The 15,803-nt window shown below is 48.0% G+C and carries 17 protein-coding genes, 1 pseudogene and 1 CRISPR repeat array; of the genes and pseudogenes, 11 read left to right on the forward strand and 7 right to left on the reverse strand.

Annotation, left to right across the window (positions count from 1 at the left end; all coding sequences use genetic code 11):
* Positions 1-51: 51 nt before the first annotated feature.
* From A8707_RS23300 to A8707_RS23315, 4 genes are all read left to right on the forward strand, one after another.
* Positions 52-1,554: an RAMP superfamily protein gene (locus A8707_RS23300; protein WP_156518836.1), complete on the forward strand. Its 1,503-nt coding sequence runs from the start codon at positions 52-54 to the stop codon at positions 1,552-1,554.
* A 194-nt stretch (positions 1,555-1,748) separates the two neighbouring features.
* Positions 1,749-3,401: direct repeats of the CRISPR family, unit length 37 nt; unit sequence GTTGTACCGATCCTTTGCGATCGGATTAGTTGGAAAC.
* Positions 3,402-3,542: 141 nt separating this feature from the next.
* Positions 3,543-3,815, forward strand: coding sequence for a hypothetical protein (locus A8707_RS23305; protein ID WP_197484994.1), 273 nt, complete (start codon positions 3,543-3,545; stop codon positions 3,813-3,815).
* Positions 3,816-3,817: 2 nt separating this feature from the next.
* Positions 3,818-4,261 (forward strand): type II toxin-antitoxin system VapC family toxin, encoded by a 444-nt coding sequence (locus A8707_RS23310; protein ID WP_068819575.1) that lies wholly within the window; start codon positions 3,818-3,820, stop codon positions 4,259-4,261.
* Between the two features lie 264 nt (positions 4,262-4,525).
* Positions 4,526-5,368, forward strand: a complete 843-nt coding sequence (locus A8707_RS23315) for a hypothetical protein (protein WP_068819576.1) — start codon at positions 4,526-4,528, stop codon at positions 5,366-5,368.
* A gap of 352 nt (positions 5,369-5,720) precedes the next feature.
* On the opposite strand, the gene A8707_RS23320 is transcribed toward A8707_RS23315, so the two are convergent.
* Both A8707_RS23320 and A8707_RS23325 read right to left on the reverse strand, forming a co-directional pair.
* Positions 5,721-6,647, reverse strand: a complete 927-nt coding sequence (locus A8707_RS23320) for a ParB/RepB/Spo0J family partition protein (RefSeq protein WP_068819577.1) — start codon at positions 6,645-6,647, stop codon at positions 5,721-5,723.
* Positions 6,644-7,402: a ParA family protein gene (locus A8707_RS23325; protein ID WP_068819578.1), complete on the reverse strand. Its 759-nt coding sequence runs from the start codon at positions 7,400-7,402 to the stop codon at positions 6,644-6,646. The genes A8707_RS23320 and A8707_RS23325 overlap by 4 nt, the downstream gene beginning before the upstream one ends.
* A gap of 472 nt (positions 7,403-7,874) precedes the next feature.
* Here A8707_RS23325 and A8707_RS23330 point away from each other — a divergent pair, with 472 nt between their 5' ends.
* A complete protein-coding gene (locus A8707_RS23330; protein WP_082906474.1) occupies positions 7,875-8,585 on the forward strand; it encodes a recombinase family protein in 711 nt (236 codons plus the stop codon).
* Positions 8,586-8,692: 107 nt separating this feature from the next.
* Here the strand turns inward: A8707_RS23330 and A8707_RS28605 are convergent, their stop codons facing one another.
* Entirely contained in the window at positions 8,693-8,854 is a 162-nt protein-coding gene (locus A8707_RS28605) for a hypothetical protein (RefSeq protein WP_156518837.1), read from the reverse strand.
* A 192-nt stretch (positions 8,855-9,046) separates the two neighbouring features.
* Here A8707_RS28605 and A8707_RS23335 point away from each other — a divergent pair, with 192 nt between their 5' ends.
* The 3 genes from A8707_RS23335 to A8707_RS23345 all read left to right on the forward strand — a co-directional run bounded on the left by A8707_RS23335 (position 9,047) and on the right by A8707_RS23345 (position 11,582).
* Positions 9,047-9,547 carry a hypothetical protein gene (locus A8707_RS23335; RefSeq protein WP_068819579.1) on the forward strand — a complete coding sequence of 167 codons (501 nt, stop codon included), beginning with the start codon at positions 9,047-9,049 and terminating at the stop codon, positions 9,545-9,547.
* A 512-nt stretch (positions 9,548-10,059) separates the two neighbouring features.
* Positions 10,060-10,698: a hypothetical protein gene (locus A8707_RS23340; protein ID WP_068819580.1), complete on the forward strand. Its 639-nt coding sequence runs from the start codon at positions 10,060-10,062 to the stop codon at positions 10,696-10,698.
* Between the two features lie 356 nt (positions 10,699-11,054).
* Complete coding sequence (locus A8707_RS23345) at positions 11,055-11,582, forward strand: hypothetical protein (RefSeq protein WP_068819581.1); 528 nt, start codon at positions 11,055-11,057, stop codon at positions 11,580-11,582.
* 150 nt (positions 11,583-11,732) lie between these two features.
* Here the strand turns inward: A8707_RS23345 and A8707_RS30380 are convergent, their stop codons facing one another.
* Positions 11,733-11,864, reverse strand: coding sequence for a hypothetical protein (locus tag A8707_RS30380; RefSeq protein WP_269452760.1), 132 nt, complete (start codon positions 11,862-11,864; stop codon positions 11,733-11,735).
* A gap of 69 nt (positions 11,865-11,933) precedes the next feature.
* Between A8707_RS30380 and A8707_RS30730 the strand changes: the two are divergent.
* From A8707_RS30730 to A8707_RS29945, 3 genes and pseudogenes are all read left to right on the forward strand, one after another.
* Positions 11,934-12,038 (forward strand): annotated as a pseudogene (locus A8707_RS30730) (recombinase family protein); the annotation flags it as partial.
* A 145-nt stretch (positions 12,039-12,183) separates the two neighbouring features.
* Complete coding sequence (locus A8707_RS23350; RefSeq protein ID WP_156518838.1) at positions 12,184-12,504, forward strand: hypothetical protein; 321 nt, start codon at positions 12,184-12,186, stop codon at positions 12,502-12,504.
* A 44-nt stretch (positions 12,505-12,548) separates the two neighbouring features.
* The gene (locus A8707_RS29945; protein WP_156518839.1) at positions 12,549-12,710 is read left to right on the forward strand and encodes a hypothetical protein; all 162 of its coding nucleotides are present in this window, start codon (positions 12,549-12,551) and stop codon (positions 12,708-12,710) included.
* A gap of 427 nt (positions 12,711-13,137) precedes the next feature.
* Here the strand turns inward: A8707_RS29945 and A8707_RS23355 are convergent, their stop codons facing one another.
* The 3 genes from A8707_RS23355 to A8707_RS23365 all read right to left on the reverse strand — a co-directional run bounded on the left by A8707_RS23355 (position 13,138) and on the right by A8707_RS23365 (position 15,661).
* Positions 13,138-14,262 carry a THUMP domain-containing class I SAM-dependent RNA methyltransferase gene (locus tag A8707_RS23355; protein ID WP_068819583.1) on the reverse strand — a complete coding sequence of 375 codons (1,125 nt, stop codon included), beginning with the start codon at positions 14,260-14,262 and terminating at the stop codon, positions 13,138-13,140.
* A gap of 353 nt (positions 14,263-14,615) precedes the next feature.
* Entirely contained in the window at positions 14,616-14,936 is a 321-nt protein-coding gene (locus A8707_RS23360) for a hypothetical protein (RefSeq protein ID WP_068819584.1), read from the reverse strand.
* A 182-nt stretch (positions 14,937-15,118) separates the two neighbouring features.
* Positions 15,119-15,661: a tyrosine-type recombinase/integrase gene (locus tag A8707_RS23365; RefSeq protein WP_068819585.1), complete on the reverse strand. Its 543-nt coding sequence runs from the start codon at positions 15,659-15,661 to the stop codon at positions 15,119-15,121.
* Between the last annotated feature and the right edge of the window lie 142 nt (positions 15,662-15,803).

The raw sequence follows: 15,803 nt of genomic DNA on the forward strand, positions 1-15,803 counted from the left end.
GTATTCGCAAGCAGTTGCGCGACTCGGACAACCTACGCGATGCGGTAGAATTTGTTCTTAAACAAGCTGCGTCCTAACCAATGTGGCAGTGGCTATAGTGTGATTCGTCCGGTGATTGGGGCGAGGGGCTGGGTCTTTTATCCGGGCAGCAGTATGAAAGGATTGTTTCGTCGGGCTTGCACTCCACAACAATCCGCGACCTATTGTGGAGACCTCGCAAAACCGGGAATTCTGCGATTTCAAGGAGGATACCCGATCGACACCAGTTGGACAAAAGGACTGGTGGATATTGTCCATCCGCAGCAAGGCTGGCAGGTTGAAGACCAATCGAAAAAATCCAGTGCGTTTGCTCAAATTTCGCTCTATAAACCGACGTTGCGTTTTGGCATTTCTAGTGATGCGAAGGATGTAAATTGGGAGGAGGTTTGGCAGATTTGGGAACGGGCGATCGCCACAGGTCTCGGCAGTCGAGTATGTGCGGGATACGGACACGTCGAGACAAGTTCACAAACGGCTATCAGTCAAGGATTAAAGGTTCTCTATCGCACTCGACTTAAGGGACAAGGACAAGCGCCCAAGCTGCTCGATGGAACGGGAGAGTTTCGTCCTAATTTGTTTAGGGCTGGGCTGCGAGGTCATGCGCTGCGACTGTTTGGCGGTTTGACCGATGCTACAACGGCAACGCGATTGGTCGAAACGTTGTTTGGGGGCGTGAGTGGTCATGGCATAGTGGGGTTGGTGGGAATGCGATTTCAGGAATCGCGGTTAACGCTGCCTCTATTTCAACCCGGAACAGCGTATGAACAAATTGGGTATGAAGTAGAAGGCGAATTGAGTTTGCTATTGGCAAGGGAATTGAAAAATCCAACGCATGAGGACACGCTAAAACGTTTGCTGGCGCAGTTGATGCAGTTTGCAATGGTGCTGGGTGGATTTGGCAAGTCTTGGCGACGGGCAGATCATCGCTTGTTTTTTGAGGACTACTACGATCGCACAAAACCGCTGATCGGCTGTCATTGGCAGTGGGTAGGCGAGATGGCGCTGGGACGAGATGTGCAGGTGCGATCGCCAGAGAAACTAGGCGGATTTATCGACAAGGTGCGGCAAACGGCTGAGGAGTGGATGCGACTTCAGGGGGTGGTGCCCAATCCGGCGTTGGCGGCAGATTGGCGAGAGGCGTGGCATCCGCGATCGGTGCAGGTGTGGGGTCGGGTGGCAAATAGTGTGGATGAGAGTGAGGCGATTCGGTGGTTTCATGGAGCATATCGAGAGACGATTAGAGGGGTGCAGCGAGAGGGATCGCTTTATCAGTCGCAGTCGGCGGCGATGACGGGAAAGGTGGGGCAGATTGGGCGATTGTGGCATCGGATGTATCCACAGGTGAAGCTGGTGATGACGAGGAAAGACCCGGAGGGCAAGCCGAAACCGAGGATCACGCCTCAGTTTTTGGAGTGGTTGACGATTTTCCCGGATGAGTCACGGGAGTGTGAGGAGTTTTTGGAGTTTTTGCAAGGGCAACCTTATGGGTTTCGGCGGTTTTGGGGTGAGGAGTAGTGAGGTTGCGCGAAGGTTGACTGTTGGCTGAAACCCTCATTCTTTCGTAATGATCCGCGCTCGGCTTGGGGTAAAGGTTTTGAAGACTTGAGGTCAAACTTTTGTCAACAAAGGGGAATTTATTGACTCACAAAAAACGATCCGCGAAAATGGGGGCTAGAATACTGACACAGATGGACTTCTGGAAGTCCGCTGTTGTACCGATCCTTTGCGATCGGATTAGTTGGAAACTCGGGACATTGCACTCTAGAACCCACTGCCAAAAAGTTGTACCGATCCTTTGCGATCGGATTAGTTGGAAACAGACATAGAGCCTCGCAATGGTTACTGCAATGATAGTTGTACCGATCCTTTGCGATCGGATTAGTTGGAAACGGTCGGCTACAGCGCTGCGATCGCCACACTTCAAGTTGTACCGATCCTTTGCGATCGGATTAGTTGGAAACACTTGGTCTGATACTTGGGCAAGTTTATTTGCTGTGTTGTACCGATCCTTTGCGATCGGATTAGTTGGAAACCTATATAATTAATTCCCGCTAGATTACAAGCTTCTGACCAAGTTGTACCGATCCTTTGCGATCGGATTAGTTGGAAACGCACAAGCATGAACTTGAGAGCGAGCCGCCCGACTAGGTTGTACCGATCCTTTGCGATCGGATTAGTTGGAAACCCCTGAAACCAAGTGTTATTAAACCTTGTACCATAGTTGTACCGATCCTTTGCGATCGGATTAGTTGGAAACCCCTTAGCGATCGCGATCGCCCGCACGGCTTTCTTTTGTTGTACCGATCCTTTGCGATCGGATTAGTTGGAAACAGTACTTCTGGAGTCGCCTCAGTGTTTAAGAGTTTGTTGTACCGATCCTTTGCGATCGGATTAGTTGGAAACTCGTAGTCCCAGACAACCATCGCCCAGAAGTGACGAATACGCTCGGGTTGTACCGATCCTTTGCGATCGGATTAGTTGGAAACCTAGTCGTGTCGTTGGCGTTCACTTGAAACCGATCTGTTGTACCGATCCTTTGCGATCGGATTAGTTGGAAACCTCATCTTCTCGCAGACGTGAACTGGAAGACGGATAACGTTGTACCGATCCTTTGCGATCGGATTAGTTGGAAACCCAGAACGATCGCTCTTTTCTTAGGATTTACTAAGGTTGTACCGATCCTTTGCGATCGGATTAGTTGGAAACGCTCATCCTTATCCTGTAGTCTTGTCCGATCGCAAGTTGTACCGATCCTTTGCGATCGGATTAGTTGGAAACAATCAGGGATATGGTTAGTTCGCTGCTGGTCGCAAGTTGTACCGATCCTTTGCGATCGGATTAGTTGGAAACTTGGTTGCCCGAACCATCATGATGCAGCCTAATGTTGTACCGATCCTTTGCGATCGGATTAGTTGGAAACCTGATAGAAACCTTGACCCGTGGAGTAGAGTCTCTAGGTTGTACCGATCCTTTGCGATCGGATTAGTTGGAAACTTCAATTGATCTTCGCTTGAAGTACCCATCACAAAGTTGTACCGATCCTTTGCGATCGGATTAGTTGGAAACATCGTCACCCATCGCTGAACCTCGCTAGACAGTGACGTGGTTGTACCGATCCTTTGCGATCGGATTAGTTGGAAACCGCGGTTCTGAGTTCTGAGTTATCCTCTCGAATCCGTTGTACCGATCCTTTGCGATCGGATTAGTTGGAAACATTCGCGGGATGTGGAAAGTGTCACCCTTCTTAACTTCTTGTGCCGATCCTTTGAGATCGGATTAGTTGGAAACGATCGCACTAATTGCCGAAACAATTTAGACGCTGGAACTTGCGCCGATCCCTTGCGATCGGATTAGTTGAAAACGATCGCAGCTTCACATGGGTCTTTCCACGCCGCGATCGCTCTTTTTTTAAGTCAGTTTTGATGACTAGCGATCGTTCCATACCGTGAAGATGCTGGAGTGAAAAGCGCTATCGTAAGAGTAGTCAACAGGTTAAACCCGCCGTGACAGACTCTGATACACGCCAAAAAGTTTTGCACGAAGTGGCTCAGCTTCCGTCCGATCAACTTATGCTAGTCGCTAACTTTCTAGAATTCCTACACTTCCAACGCTCAGGAATTCCTACAACTCAAACAGCGCCTTCGATCGACGATCAGCCCACGCTGACAGGTTCTACCGTTGCAGACCTCTTGCCGTTTGCTGGAACCTGGCAAGGCGACGATTTTGAAGAGTGCCTTCAATCCGTTTACGATTCCCGATCGCCTGCTGAATTCTGACCATGTACCTGCTTGACACCAATCATTGCAGCCGCATCATCTCTGGCGATGCAGCCCTTCTCCAGATGCTTCAACATCATTTAGAAGATGGTGTTGCGACTAGTGCGATCGCGCGCGGTGAACTCCTCTACATGGTCTATAAATCTTCTCGCACGGCTGAAAACCTCCGAACGGTGAATGCCTTCCTACAAACGATTGCCCTTTATCCCGTGAATCGGGAAGTTTCTAACGTTTATGGCAAGCTCAAAGGGGACATCATTCATCAACTCGGACCGAGAGACAAAGCCCAACGGCGCAAATTCACGATTCAAAACCTTGGCTTTGGTGAGAATGACCTTTGGATTGCAGCCACAGCCATTCACTACAGTTTGACGTTGCTTTCCACCGACACAGATTTTGTTCGCATTCAGCAAATTCAATTCTTTGCGCTCGAATCCTGGGTGTAGACAGTTATTCAGCCCTAGAAAGCATGGCTTATTTGCGCTCGGATTAGTTGGAAACGCTTCGCTCGTGATTCGGATGCTTTTCTCTTGTTGAGTTGTACCGATCGTTTGCGATCGAGTCATCTAAAAACGAGTAGGACTAGGTTTAATATCTAACCCCACTTTTTTATTGCACCAATCTTTTGCGATCGCGGTGAGTGAAATCTGAGAAAGCGATTTGTTCCATCTCACCCCTTATGATTTGGGATACGTATTCGGGTAGGACACATGGATTGGCTTTCTTCAGTGGATGGTTTACACATCTCTCAGCTTTGGCATGGTTTGGCGCAAACGCCGACACCGAGCGCAGCCTCGACTACGCAGATTGATCTGTTACGGCAACAGATTGAATTTTTAGCAAAGGAGAATGCGCGGCAGGGCACTGAGTTTGCAGAAAAGCTGAAACTGCTGGCAGAGGAGAACCAAAAGCTCAGTGAAAGCTTTAAGACATTTGTGAGCGCCATGAAAGATGGCGTTTATTTCGTCGGCATCTTGTCTGGCGGAGCGATCGCGCTGCTCGCGTTTCTGTTTGGCAAAAGCTTGAAGGAGGCGAAAGAAACGGCGAAGGCATCCGTAACGCGACAGGTGGAAGAACGAATGGCAGTGATCGCAGACAATCGCATCGAAGTCGTGCGTCGATCTCTAGAACGAGAGGGCATTATCGATCAGTCCAGGGTAGAGTACTGGTTATTGAGTGCACAAATTCCACCACGAGAGTTAGGCTTGCTCGAAACTCGTGGATTTGGGGTGCGCTTTTGCAATCAGACCGGGCAACGGCGTGGGCGAGATGTAGATGTGGTCGTGCTGGATTTGAATAATTGGCAGGATGATCAAGGACGCAAATTTTCAGAGCTGTCGGATACAGAGAAGAATCAGCAGGTGAAACGCCAGTTGGATTTGGTTCGAGAGGGCGTTGCCAGAAAATCGACGGCGTTTGTAGTATTTGTGGCTGGGCGCTATGACTATTTAGATGAGGTAGGGCACGATCGACTAGTGGCACCCACGAATAATCCAGTGACATTAGTGGGGACGGTGGTAGATGCAGCATATTTGGCTGCGGGCGATCAGTAAGTAGAACATTAAATTTCAGAAAAAGTGAGCTGCTTCTTTGTGTGTCACTCCTGCCGTTGTCTTCCGAAACTGCTGCATCACAAACCACTTGTACTGCGGCAATGACCACCCAACCCTGACCATTTCGGCATTCCCATAGCTTTTAGACTAAAACCATCGCTAAGGCTGAAAGCTTCTCTATGATTGACCTGTGATGAGTGCTCTCTCGGTTCGATCAAAACTAGAAACCGAGCGAGCAATAACTTTTTCGGCTACCAACTTAAGCCGGGACAGTAGGTCCCTCAAGTCTTTAAGCTTGGTTCAATCTGTCCCGCTTTATGTCGGTAGCCGGTTTTGTTATTTTTGTTCAGTTTCAGTCATCGCTTGCAGTTAGTTTGTCTAATTCATCTAACAACTTAGTGATTCGGTCCTTTTTCTTACCGTCATTCCAAGCCTTATTCTTCTGCAACCGTTTGCTAATCTCGCTTAATCGATTAACCAAAACTCTTTCTGGATCTGGTTCTGATTCAGGTTTTAGATCTTTAATCTTTGCCTTAATGTCATTCAGCGATAAGTTTTTAGCAATTGCTAGCTTGAGCAACTCAGCTCGTTGTTCTTCATCCTTTACTCGTCCGATCGTCTGCGCTTTGGTATATTCAATTTTTCCATTCCGCAGAACTGACAGCACATCATTAGGGAGATTGAGCAACGGAAGCCTGCTAGAGCGGAAGGTTCCAGCATTAAAACGCCCTATCTCCAACAGCAATGATTCAATCTTCTCGACTTGAATCAGAACGTTCTGATTCAAGTTCTGTCCTCGCTGTTTCGCGTTATAAGACTGGTGGAGAACCGAGACTATTTCACTTTTATCTATTTCAAGAGCGACTGCCAGCAGTTCTAGAACCGCCTCAGTTTCCTCTAAAGGATTGAGATCCTCCCGTTGGAGATTCTCAATCAATGCAACTTGTAGCGCCTGCTTGTCATTCAAAACCCGTGAGACGATAGGCACTTCCATCAGTCCTAACTCACGAGCTGCCCGTAATCGACGCTCTCCAGCAATTAGTTCGTAACATCCATCTTCGGTAGGGCGAACCAATAGCGGCTCTAGAATGCCATGCTCTTTAACTGATTGGACAAGTTGAGAAAGCTTCTCTGGATCAAAGTAACGACGAGGCTGTTTTGCAGGTAGCTGAATCTTATCAATTGGAGTCGTAGACATCGGTTGCTCCAGAGGGCTGCTAAGGTAAGCCTCTAGAGTTTTAAGTTTCGGTGCCGTTCGACCAGCTTTACTTGTAGTCATTGAATCTCCTCTAAGCTCTGGGCAATCGACTCAAGAATTCGCACAGATGGATGCTTTGGTTCGTAGATTGCCACAGGCTTTCGTTCCATTGAGGCATCTGCAAAGGTAACGGCTCTGGGGATAGCAGGAAAAATGGAAGTAATTGGACCTAACTGTTCGTAAATACCATCCAAAATAACTTTACCCTGGCTAGTTCGGCTCTCATGCATCATGGGAACTACCCCTAGAATAGTTAGCTCCTTGTTAATCCGTTCTCTTACCTGACGGATGGAATCTAGCAGCAATTCTACTCCTAAGAATGCCTTGAAATGGGTTTGGATTGGCACGAGTACATGTGTTGAGGCAACTAGACTGAGAATACTGAAGATTCCCAGAGTGGGAGGACAGTCGATCAGAATGAAATCATAGCTATCTTGAATTGGTGATAGTGCTTGCTTGAGCCTCCACTCCCGAGCGATCGCTGAGTGAAGCTGGACCTCAGCAGCACTGAGAAGAATATTAGAAGGGACTAGGTCTACGCCATAGATATCGTGATGTATTGGTATGGGAATATCTTTAAGCAATGCATCTGCGATCGTTTGCTCTAAATTGAATGGATCTATTCCCATAAAGGCAGTAAGTGAAGCCTGGGGGTCAATATCAACCAGTAGGACTCGATGTCTTCGTTTAGCTAGGTGATAGCCTAAATTCTGCGTAAGGGTCGTCTTGCCAGTTCCACCCGCTTGATTGAAGAGAGAGATAATCTTGGGTGACACAGTACTAACTAGGGAAGCAACAAAGCTAGTTTAGGTCATAGCTGACTTTCTGAAACAAACTTGCTGCCGTCTTAGATTCTCATTTTGAGACTGAATGTCTCAAAAATGGTCTGGACTAATTCCGGACTGAATCCTATCTTTGTAGTACGCTGTAACGTCGAAAACTCGTGAGACTGACAGACGATCGCACAGAGCCAGAAAATGAGTTATTCGCCTGAATCAGCAACGCTTATGGGGCTGTCTCATTTTCTGGAACTTCTGCACCACCCGCAGTAGTGCTGATTTGAAAGCAACAGATAATTGCTTCTCACAAACTCCTTTCCTATAAAGCTTCTAGGTCATCTGGCACCTTTTTGCCTTTATCTGGGCTCAACCCCTTTTTGAGAGCGGTTTACAGCTTGTGTAGTGTTCTAACGGTGTTCTATAGTGAGCTTAGGGGCATAAGAACACTATAAGAAATAGAGATTAGACGATGGCAAGCGCTAAAACAATCAAGAAAACTCAATCAATCCAGTGGGACATGACCAAAGTTGTGATTTATCGGCGCGTGTCCACTCGTGAGCAGGGTGATAGCCAACTTGGGTTAGAGGCTCAATTGAATCAATGCCGCACGGCTTGCGATGGCTTGACGATCGTTGGGGATTTTGTCGAAGTGGTATCAGGCAAAGCTGACCCGCGCGATCGTCCTCAACTGATGGCAGCGATCGCACTCTGCCAGAAAGAAGGGGCGCGGCTCATGGTTGCCAAGCTCGATAGATTCAGCCGGGAGGTTTATCACGTCACTGGATACTGCGATCGCTACTTCTTTGCAGAGAGAACGCCCGATCTAATTTGTGCTGAGTCTCCTAAAGCGACGATGTTAGAGATTCGCATCAGAGCAGTCGTTGCTCAAGAAGAGAGAGAGATGATCGGCAAACGTACCAAGGCAGCGCTGGCAGCTAGAAAAGAAAGAGGCGACGCGCCTAATGGTGAAGCGGGTAGAGCGGCTCATCTCCAGAAAACCTACCAGGCAACCGAGGCGGCAATGCAACTAGCGCGATCGATGAGGAAATTGGGGCACGGATACCACACGATCTCTAAAGCTCTAAATGAGGCAGGTCACACGACATCAAAAGGGGGGCAATGGTATGCCGCGAATATCAGACAACGATTGTTGCAAGTAGCAACGGTTGACGTTAGTTAACGTCTGTCAACTTTAAGTAAACGTGCGTCAACACCTGTTGACTCATCGCAGCGAAACAAAAAAACACCCCTAACCGATCGCTGGCTAGAGGTGTTTGTTCGGTTTTCTTATGGGTTCGATTTTCTCACCTTGTAAAGCGCTCGTTTCTTGAAGGGCTTCTTAACTGGCTTATGCGCGATCGCGTCAACTTCTGGCAGCAGTTCATCGATCGCTAGTTGGGATTGCGACAGGATATGTGTAAAATCCTGCAATGTAAGCCTAAAAGTCATACCTCAAGGTGGTTTCAGCATTTTTCGATTTTTGTGATTTCAGCTCTAAAAGCTAATGAAGGAATGGGCATTTGAAGGTAATCTTGCAGGATTTTACACATATCCTGTCGCAATCCCTCGTAGAGTAGGAGTATTGGTCGCTGATCTGGGGTGCCTCTCAAAATGCTGTGTCTCTAGTTGGAGGTTCTCGTGATGGTCATCCCTTTACGCATCAAGGTACAGCTTACGGCTGCAATCATTGCCACCTTGATGCTGCCATTTCCAGCAGGGGCAGTCCCTCGGAAAGTCCCTTACTGTGCCGGGTTAGGAGATGAGCAGGCTATTCGTCAGGTTGATAACTTCACAATTATTTGTCGTGACTTTGACCTGAACAGGTTAAACCCTGATTCAAAAGTAATAGATAAAATATCGCTTTACCGTTTCAATTTCAATGGATTAGACCTGGATTCGATTGAAAGTATGGATGTTTACAATTCTGGGCAAAAGCTGGTTCTGATATTCGGCAATCGTAACCAAGCAGCTACCGGTTCTGTATATACTGATTTCTGGCTGCAAGGGCGCAAATTTGATAAATGGGCAAGCAAGGCAAATCCAGACTTATTGGAACTGCGTCGCAGTGACGTGACGTTATTGTTGGATACATTGGAAAACTTTCCGTTGAAAAGCTCTCCACCTGTGCGACCTAGCTTTTAGTCGGGTGTGAGGTCTCAGGTCGAGTAGAGAGGCGTTCCCGTAGCTTTTGGACCAAAAACAACTCTAAGCCTGAAAGCCCCTCTGTGATTGACTTTTGATGGTTGATTTCTCGGGTTGCCTCAATCAAGAAACCGCTCGACGAATCAGGTTTCCAAATATCTCGATTAGACCCGTCTCTCTGCCCGTCCGGCAGAAGTTCAATACCGAAATAAGGGTTTCAGCCATTAGCAAGAACGAGTGAATCAGAGCTTGAGCGATTTGTAGTGGGATGTAACAGTCCAGAAGTAGGTCAGTGATGTAGTATTAGCGAAAACGGACTTAATCAAAACTTATCAGTTGTCTGGCTAAAATTCCTTGAGGTTGTCTCTGACCCAAAAGCTACGGGAAGGCCTACTAAGGCAAAATGCGGCATAGGTAAAGCTAAGTTAGGACCGCTCTCTGAGAACCTCGTTGTTTAACTGGAGCGGCATTTCAATCCCTTGAACGCTTGAATAAGTAACCAGATTTTTTGAATGACTATCAGCAATCGTCTCTTTCAACCTTGGGTAGGTAAGCGGTATGGAAATGAGAGCATATTCAAAATTCCGATTTTGATTGTTGGAGAATCAAATTATGGTATATCAGAAGGTTCAGAACGAGATTCAACCTTTACTCATCGGCTAATCAACAGCATTATCGATGCAAGTTGGAGGCATAATTTCTTTAGTAACATCCAACGAACTTTTGTTGAGAATGCCAATACTCAGGAGCTAAGAACTGAATTTTGGCATTCTGTAGCACATCATGAATACATCCAACATTGGCTTCCGAGACCCAAAGTTGCACCTACTGAAGAAATGTGGACAACAGCACAACCCATTTTTCGAGAGATTGTTGCCGAGTTAGAGCCCAAATGTATCCTTTTTGTATGTAAGCGAGTATTTGATCGAATATCGATATCACCCGATTTTCCAGTCTCCACTCCCCTAAGCATTGATGAGAATAATTTATTTACCTTGAAGAGTTATAAGAGCCCTCACCCAGTTATAAAAATTGATAATGCATTAGCCTCATGGATTTATCATCCAACTTCTCATCTCGGCGGTTTCCGAAAACCTAGGGGAATTGTCAGTCCCCTCATTGAAGCTGCTGGTGGAAAAACCTGGGTGTGAGATCTGTCGTTCCCGGTCGAGTAGAGAGGACTCCTGGAATGTTTAGGCTTGCTTTGTATTCCCCGTTGCTCTCACCTTTCGGAACGCGAGAGTGTCACAAGATTTAGCCTTGCATCCGTGTCAAAGACAGGCGCACAGCCTTAAGTCGGTTCGCTGTTCCACTACTCCCCAGACCCCGGATTCTAATCCCAGTTACCGGAGTTGCCATGTTTCACAGCGTTAAACATCTGTTAAACAGACTAGCAGGTTGGCGATCGTGGGTCTGTGTGAAGTTAGCGATCTCTTTTCCGATCCGGGGTGTACGTTGAAACTTTGAAGAAGTGAAAATCTAAGCAGACAAACTTTCAGACCAAACGATGAAAAACTTTCTCTGTCTAATGGCGGTGATCGCGCTGTCAGGATGCCAATCAGTCTCAAGCCCAAAGAGCGCCGTTGACGCATATTTAGAAGCCTTGAAGAAGGGTGAACCTCAGCAGCAAAAAGAATTTAGCTGCGATCAGGAGAATGGAGTCAAATCAAATGAACCTTTGACTAACTTAGAGAAATGGGAAATAACTGGACAGGAGACTGCAACACAACAGTCTGATTCAGACGGCAAATATGAATTGGTGTCTGCAAAAATCGAAACTAAAGCCCTTGGAGGTTTTTCGGTTGCCCGTACCTGGGAGATTTCTGTATGGAAATCAGACGATTTCTTTGAGTCACGCAAGCGCACGATCGATAAAGTAAATCGAATAACGGCTGATTCAGAAAAACTGGTGAATCGAGCGAACGCCCTTACAGGAGAAAAGCCCGTAGAGCATCGAGAGCCAGAAATGCCAAGCCGCAGCGATTACTCTTCTAAGCCCTATTGCATTTCGCGCTTTGCTAGTAGTGAGAAGTAAACGCAGTGCTGTTAGAATGCCCGAAGTACGCACTTAAAAACTGCCATTATAAACAGTCGTTATCAAAGACTATTGATGTACGTGTGTGTATCGTCGTTTGTCCAGTTTTCTTGTGTGTTCGATTTTCTGAACGATGATCACTCAAAAGAATCATTTTCTCACCCGATAGAGCGGCTGTTTCCTAAATGGCTTCTTAATCGGCTTGTGGTTGGTTTTGGGTGCATCTGGCAGCAATTCATCTATGGGGAGTTGATTGCCTTCAATCTTCTTAAGTCGCTTCATTCTGCCTCCAGATTGAGATATTGCATCAGCACAGATTCTACCGATTCATAACTACTCAGCCATTCAAGACGGGCGATCGCTGACTTCCTGAACGCTGGCAACTATCCCACTAAGCGCGGTGACAAGTGGCAACACACAACCGTTAGGGGCATCATCAAACGTCTTCAGACGTAATACGTCGTGTCTTACGTCTGCCGATCCGTCTTCTCTTTTGCGGTGTAGCAGTGGAGAACGCCGCTCTCAAACTGAACGATTCATTCATGTAACATTGAGTGCTATCATCGATGTTAGATAGCAATGTTACATGAATGAAAAAGCAATGAGACGACCTCAAGCCGAACTTGAAGCCGAACAAAACGAAATCATCAACCAGATCGCAGACCTCCAAAATGAGGGCGATGTGTTGATCGGAGTGCGACTCGATAAGGCGGCTGCGGGGGGCACTGCCTCCAACCAATCGCAGACCAGATACAAATATGCAAGGCTGAGATCGGGGCGAGGCAGAACCCTATCGAATGGGCAGAAATCCCAATACGTTCCTCTCAAGGAAATTGCAGCCACAGAAGCGGCAATCCAGCGTGGGAAAGAATTAGTTAGGCTTCAAAAAAGGCTAGAGAACTTGAGCAAGATGCTGGGCTGATCAAGGGCGATCGCTGATTAATCTCGTCCTTCTAATAGTTTGGTGTGAGATTTGTAGAGCCATCTAATGATGTCGCTCATCTGACCCATCGAACTGACCCAACGCGGCGACCCACCCCTGACCCGCTTGACCCAGAGGGCGGGTCACTATCGTTTGGGTCGATGGGTCACTGGGTCAGGGGTCAGATAGATTTGCCAGGTGTGTGAGCAGAAAGCGAATTTCAGGACGGCTAAACCCTTTAGGGGTCTGGCAACGATTCGTGCAAAAGTGAGCCATTTGACGAAAATCGCCTCGGTTCAATGTCTCAAACACCGATTCTTTCGTTCTTATCTTCCAAAATAAAGCCTCAAAAAGTCATTGCTGAAAAGACTGCTGTGCAAGCATTTCAAATCAAACGGCTCACTTTTGCACGAATCGTTGCCAGACCCCATCGTCTGTCAGTCTCACGAGTTTTCGACGTTACAGCGTACTACAAAAGTAAGATTCAGTCCGAGTTTAGTCCAGCTTGTTGGTCGTGTTCTAGACCTGTTGATACTCTGCTCATAAGGCTCTGCTATGCGGGCTTTCATGATTTAGATCCATAGGTCTAGACCCTTACCCATTCGTTCAACGGTTGTCTTGCGAATTTGATTTCTAGTACAGCTCGTATTTCATTAACTGACAGGGCAGCGTTCCGTTGTAAACCGCAATTCGCTGGGATGATTTTAGTCCGATCGACTGCGAGAGTTCCTTATTGCCACTTAGCACAAACGCTGTCCAGCCTTTAAAGCGCTGCTTCAGAACGTCGCCCAGCAGTTTGTAGAAAGCTCCTAGGTCGCTGTCTCGCCCCAGCCGTTCGCCGTAGGGCGGATTGCAAAACAGAACGCCATTGTCTGCGGGTGCCACTACGTCAGACAGTTCCATCGGCGAAAACCAAATGTGATCTAGCACCCCACAGTGTTGGGCATTGGAGATCGCCTGCTGAATCACTTCCTCGCTGTGATCGCTGCCCCAAATGGGTGCGGGCAAACGATCTCGCTGACTAGCTTCTGCTTCTTGAATCAACTGCTCTAGCAGATCTGGGTCAAAGTCGAGCCAGGTTTCAAACCCAAAGCGATCGCGAAACAGCCCAGGCGCGATGTTGAGTGCCTTAAGACTGGCTTCTAGAGGCAGCGTGCCAGAACCACAGAGCGGGTCATAAAACATCTGTTCTGGTTGCCAGCCCGATAGCTGAATCAGCGCCGCCGCTAGAGATTCTTTTAAGGGCGCGGCTCCCATAGCAGGACGGTAGCCCCGACGGTGGAGGCTATCTCCAGAACTATCGAGGCTAACGGTGCAATGACCCCGATCAACATGAACGTTGATTCGCACATCTGGCGCTTGCGTCTCTACGTTTGAGCGATCTCCAAACGCTTCTTGCTGCTGGTCAACGATCGCATTCTTGACCTGAAGCGCTGTGAAGTGGGTGTGGTTGAGTTGTTCATGTTTGCCAGTGGCACTCACTGCCAGTGTTTGGTCAGGCGTGAGATACTGCGACCAATCGATTGTTTGGATGCCACGATAGAGATCTTCTGAATCCCGGCAAGGAAATTCATGCAGCTTCACCAAGATGCGGAACGGCAATCTTGCCCAAAGGTTAGCGCGGTAGAGCAGGGCGCGATCGCCCTCAAAGGCAACTCCGCAAAAACCTGGCTCGACGGCATTTGCGCCCAGTTGCTCCAGTTCTTGAGTTGCCAGCGCTTCTAGTCCCCGCGCAACCGTTGCAAAGCACTGATTCATTGTGTCACCGAGAAACTCAATCCTATTATGGGTTGGAAGGGATAGGTGCACGACTCAAGGGAGATTCGCCTTGGCAAGAAATGGCTAGGGTTTACCAAGGAATATCGAGGCTTGAATCCCTCTCCTGTAATGCTTTTGAGCTAATTGCTCTGCATGACAGCTTCGCTGACACTGTTGGCGAATTATTTCTTCATGTCTGAGTTGCTCATTCTATCGTTGTTAGCTCTATAAAACTTAGTCAGTTTCAGCAAGAAAGCGACAAAGCTTCAAGACTTCCCAGTGTTAAGCAATGTTTCGCCAACAGTGTCTTCGCTTCAATCACCCTTATAAGAAGGCAATTCAGAGATTCACGCTCAACCCACGCGAAGTTTGAGTGCGAGTATGCCCACTAACACCACCAAGCCGAGCGCCCGACGGAAGTAGTTAACCCCCTTAAATATCTCCTGCCATGCCCAAGTGAACAGAGCGCCGAACGCCACTAAATCTATTGCAGTCTTAAGGTCACTGCTGGGGAGTATGAGTTGAAGGGAGGTCGCTGCTAACCCCACCAGCAGGGGCAGATTCGGCATCTGAGCAATCACAATCTTGCCCTCACGGTCTCGAAACGCGCGATCCAACAACGTGGTTGTCTTCGCCTTACGGTTCTCTGAATTGGGGTTCAATGGGAACGACATCTGACCTGCCTAAATACTAGTTGGCAACGTATATTAGCGCTGCTTCGTCCACTCAGTGCCTGACTAAAGCGAGAGATTACTAGGGCGATCGCGAGCAACAGTGCGAGTCGTTCTGGAGAAACCAAAACTTACCAGAAACGTGACCAACACGCTTCTAGGCTCAACTGAAATCACTATGTCGATCATCGCAAGGTTAGGATGGCGGCTCGTCTCTGCTGAGGCGTGACCTCCAAGTAGCGAGACAGCTCGTTCAGCGACTCATGCCCCGTGATAGATGCGATCGTCTTAATGGGGATGCCCTTTCCGTGTAGCGAGGTCGCGAGCGATCGCCGAAAGCTGTGCGTCCCCGCACCTCGCAGTTCTAGCGCCTCGCAGACTTCTTTCAGCTCTTTTGCCAATCCCTGACGGCTGAGGTAACCCGCTTGGCGAGATGACGGAAAAAGATAACCCTCCGAGGGCAACTCAGCATCCGAGAGGATAGCCACCAACTCTGGATGCATCTCGATCTCACGGGTGCGTCCGGTTTTAGTGTGGGTCAGCGTGATTACCTGCTCATTGAGATTTAGGTTCTCCACTCTCAGTTGTAGGGCTTCACCCATGCGGCACCCCGTGAAAGCGGAGATCGCCACCGCAAAACAGTAAGGCTTTTTGCACAGTTGAATCACCGCGTCGATTTGGTCGTTGGTCAAGATAGCAGCTTGACCTTTCCCGTTCACTTTAGGCACGATCGTTTCTCAATCCTACCTTTTCAGGTTAGTTGACGTTTCCACGATAACGTCAACGGGAGAATGCTGGTTTGAGGGCGCATCTTTTAATCTCGTAACAAATAATTTCCTTGCTGAGAATTGACTGCCCTTATTGAGAACC

This window comes from Phormidesmis priestleyi BC1401 (genome assembly GCF_001650195.1).
Taxonomy (GTDB): Bacteria; Cyanobacteriota; Cyanobacteriia; order Leptolyngbyales; family Leptolyngbyaceae; genus Phormidesmis_A; species Phormidesmis_A priestleyi_B.

Bases quoted from the DNA above. Each gene is read 5' to 3' on its own strand.
- A8707_RS23310 (WP_068819575.1), top strand. From the start codon at position 3,818: ATGTACCTGCTTGACACCAATCATTGCAGCCGCATCATCTCTGGCGAT.
- A8707_RS23315 (WP_068819576.1), top strand. From the start codon at position 4,526: ATGGATTGGCTTTCTTCAGTGGATGGTTTACACATCTCTCAGCTTTGG.
- A8707_RS23320 (WP_068819577.1), bottom strand. From the start codon at position 6,647: ATGACTACAAGTAAAGCTGGTCGAACGGCACCGAAACTTAAAACTCTA.
- A8707_RS23330 (WP_082906474.1), top strand. From the start codon at position 7,875: ATGGCAAGCGCTAAAACAATCAAGAAAACTCAATCAATCCAGTGGGAC.
- A8707_RS28605 (WP_156518837.1), bottom strand. From the start codon at position 8,854: ATGACTTTTAGGCTTACATTGCAGGATTTTACACATATCCTGTCGCAA.
- A8707_RS23335 (WP_068819579.1), top strand. From the start codon at position 9,047: ATGGTCATCCCTTTACGCATCAAGGTACAGCTTACGGCTGCAATCATT.
- A8707_RS23340 (WP_068819580.1), top strand. From the start codon at position 10,060: ATGACTATCAGCAATCGTCTCTTTCAACCTTGGGTAGGTAAGCGGTAT.
- A8707_RS23345 (WP_068819581.1), top strand. From the start codon at position 11,055: ATGAAAAACTTTCTCTGTCTAATGGCGGTGATCGCGCTGTCAGGATGC.
- A8707_RS30380 (WP_269452760.1), bottom strand. From the start codon at position 11,864: ATGAAGCGACTTAAGAAGATTGAAGGCAATCAACTCCCCATAGATGAA.
- A8707_RS23350 (WP_156518838.1), top strand. From the start codon at position 12,184: ATGAGACGACCTCAAGCCGAACTTGAAGCCGAACAAAACGAAATCATC.
- A8707_RS23355 (WP_068819583.1), bottom strand. From the start codon at position 14,262: ATGAATCAGTGCTTTGCAACGGTTGCGCGGGGACTAGAAGCGCTGGCA.
- A8707_RS23360 (WP_068819584.1), bottom strand. From the start codon at position 14,936: ATGTCGTTCCCATTGAACCCCAATTCAGAGAACCGTAAGGCGAAGACA.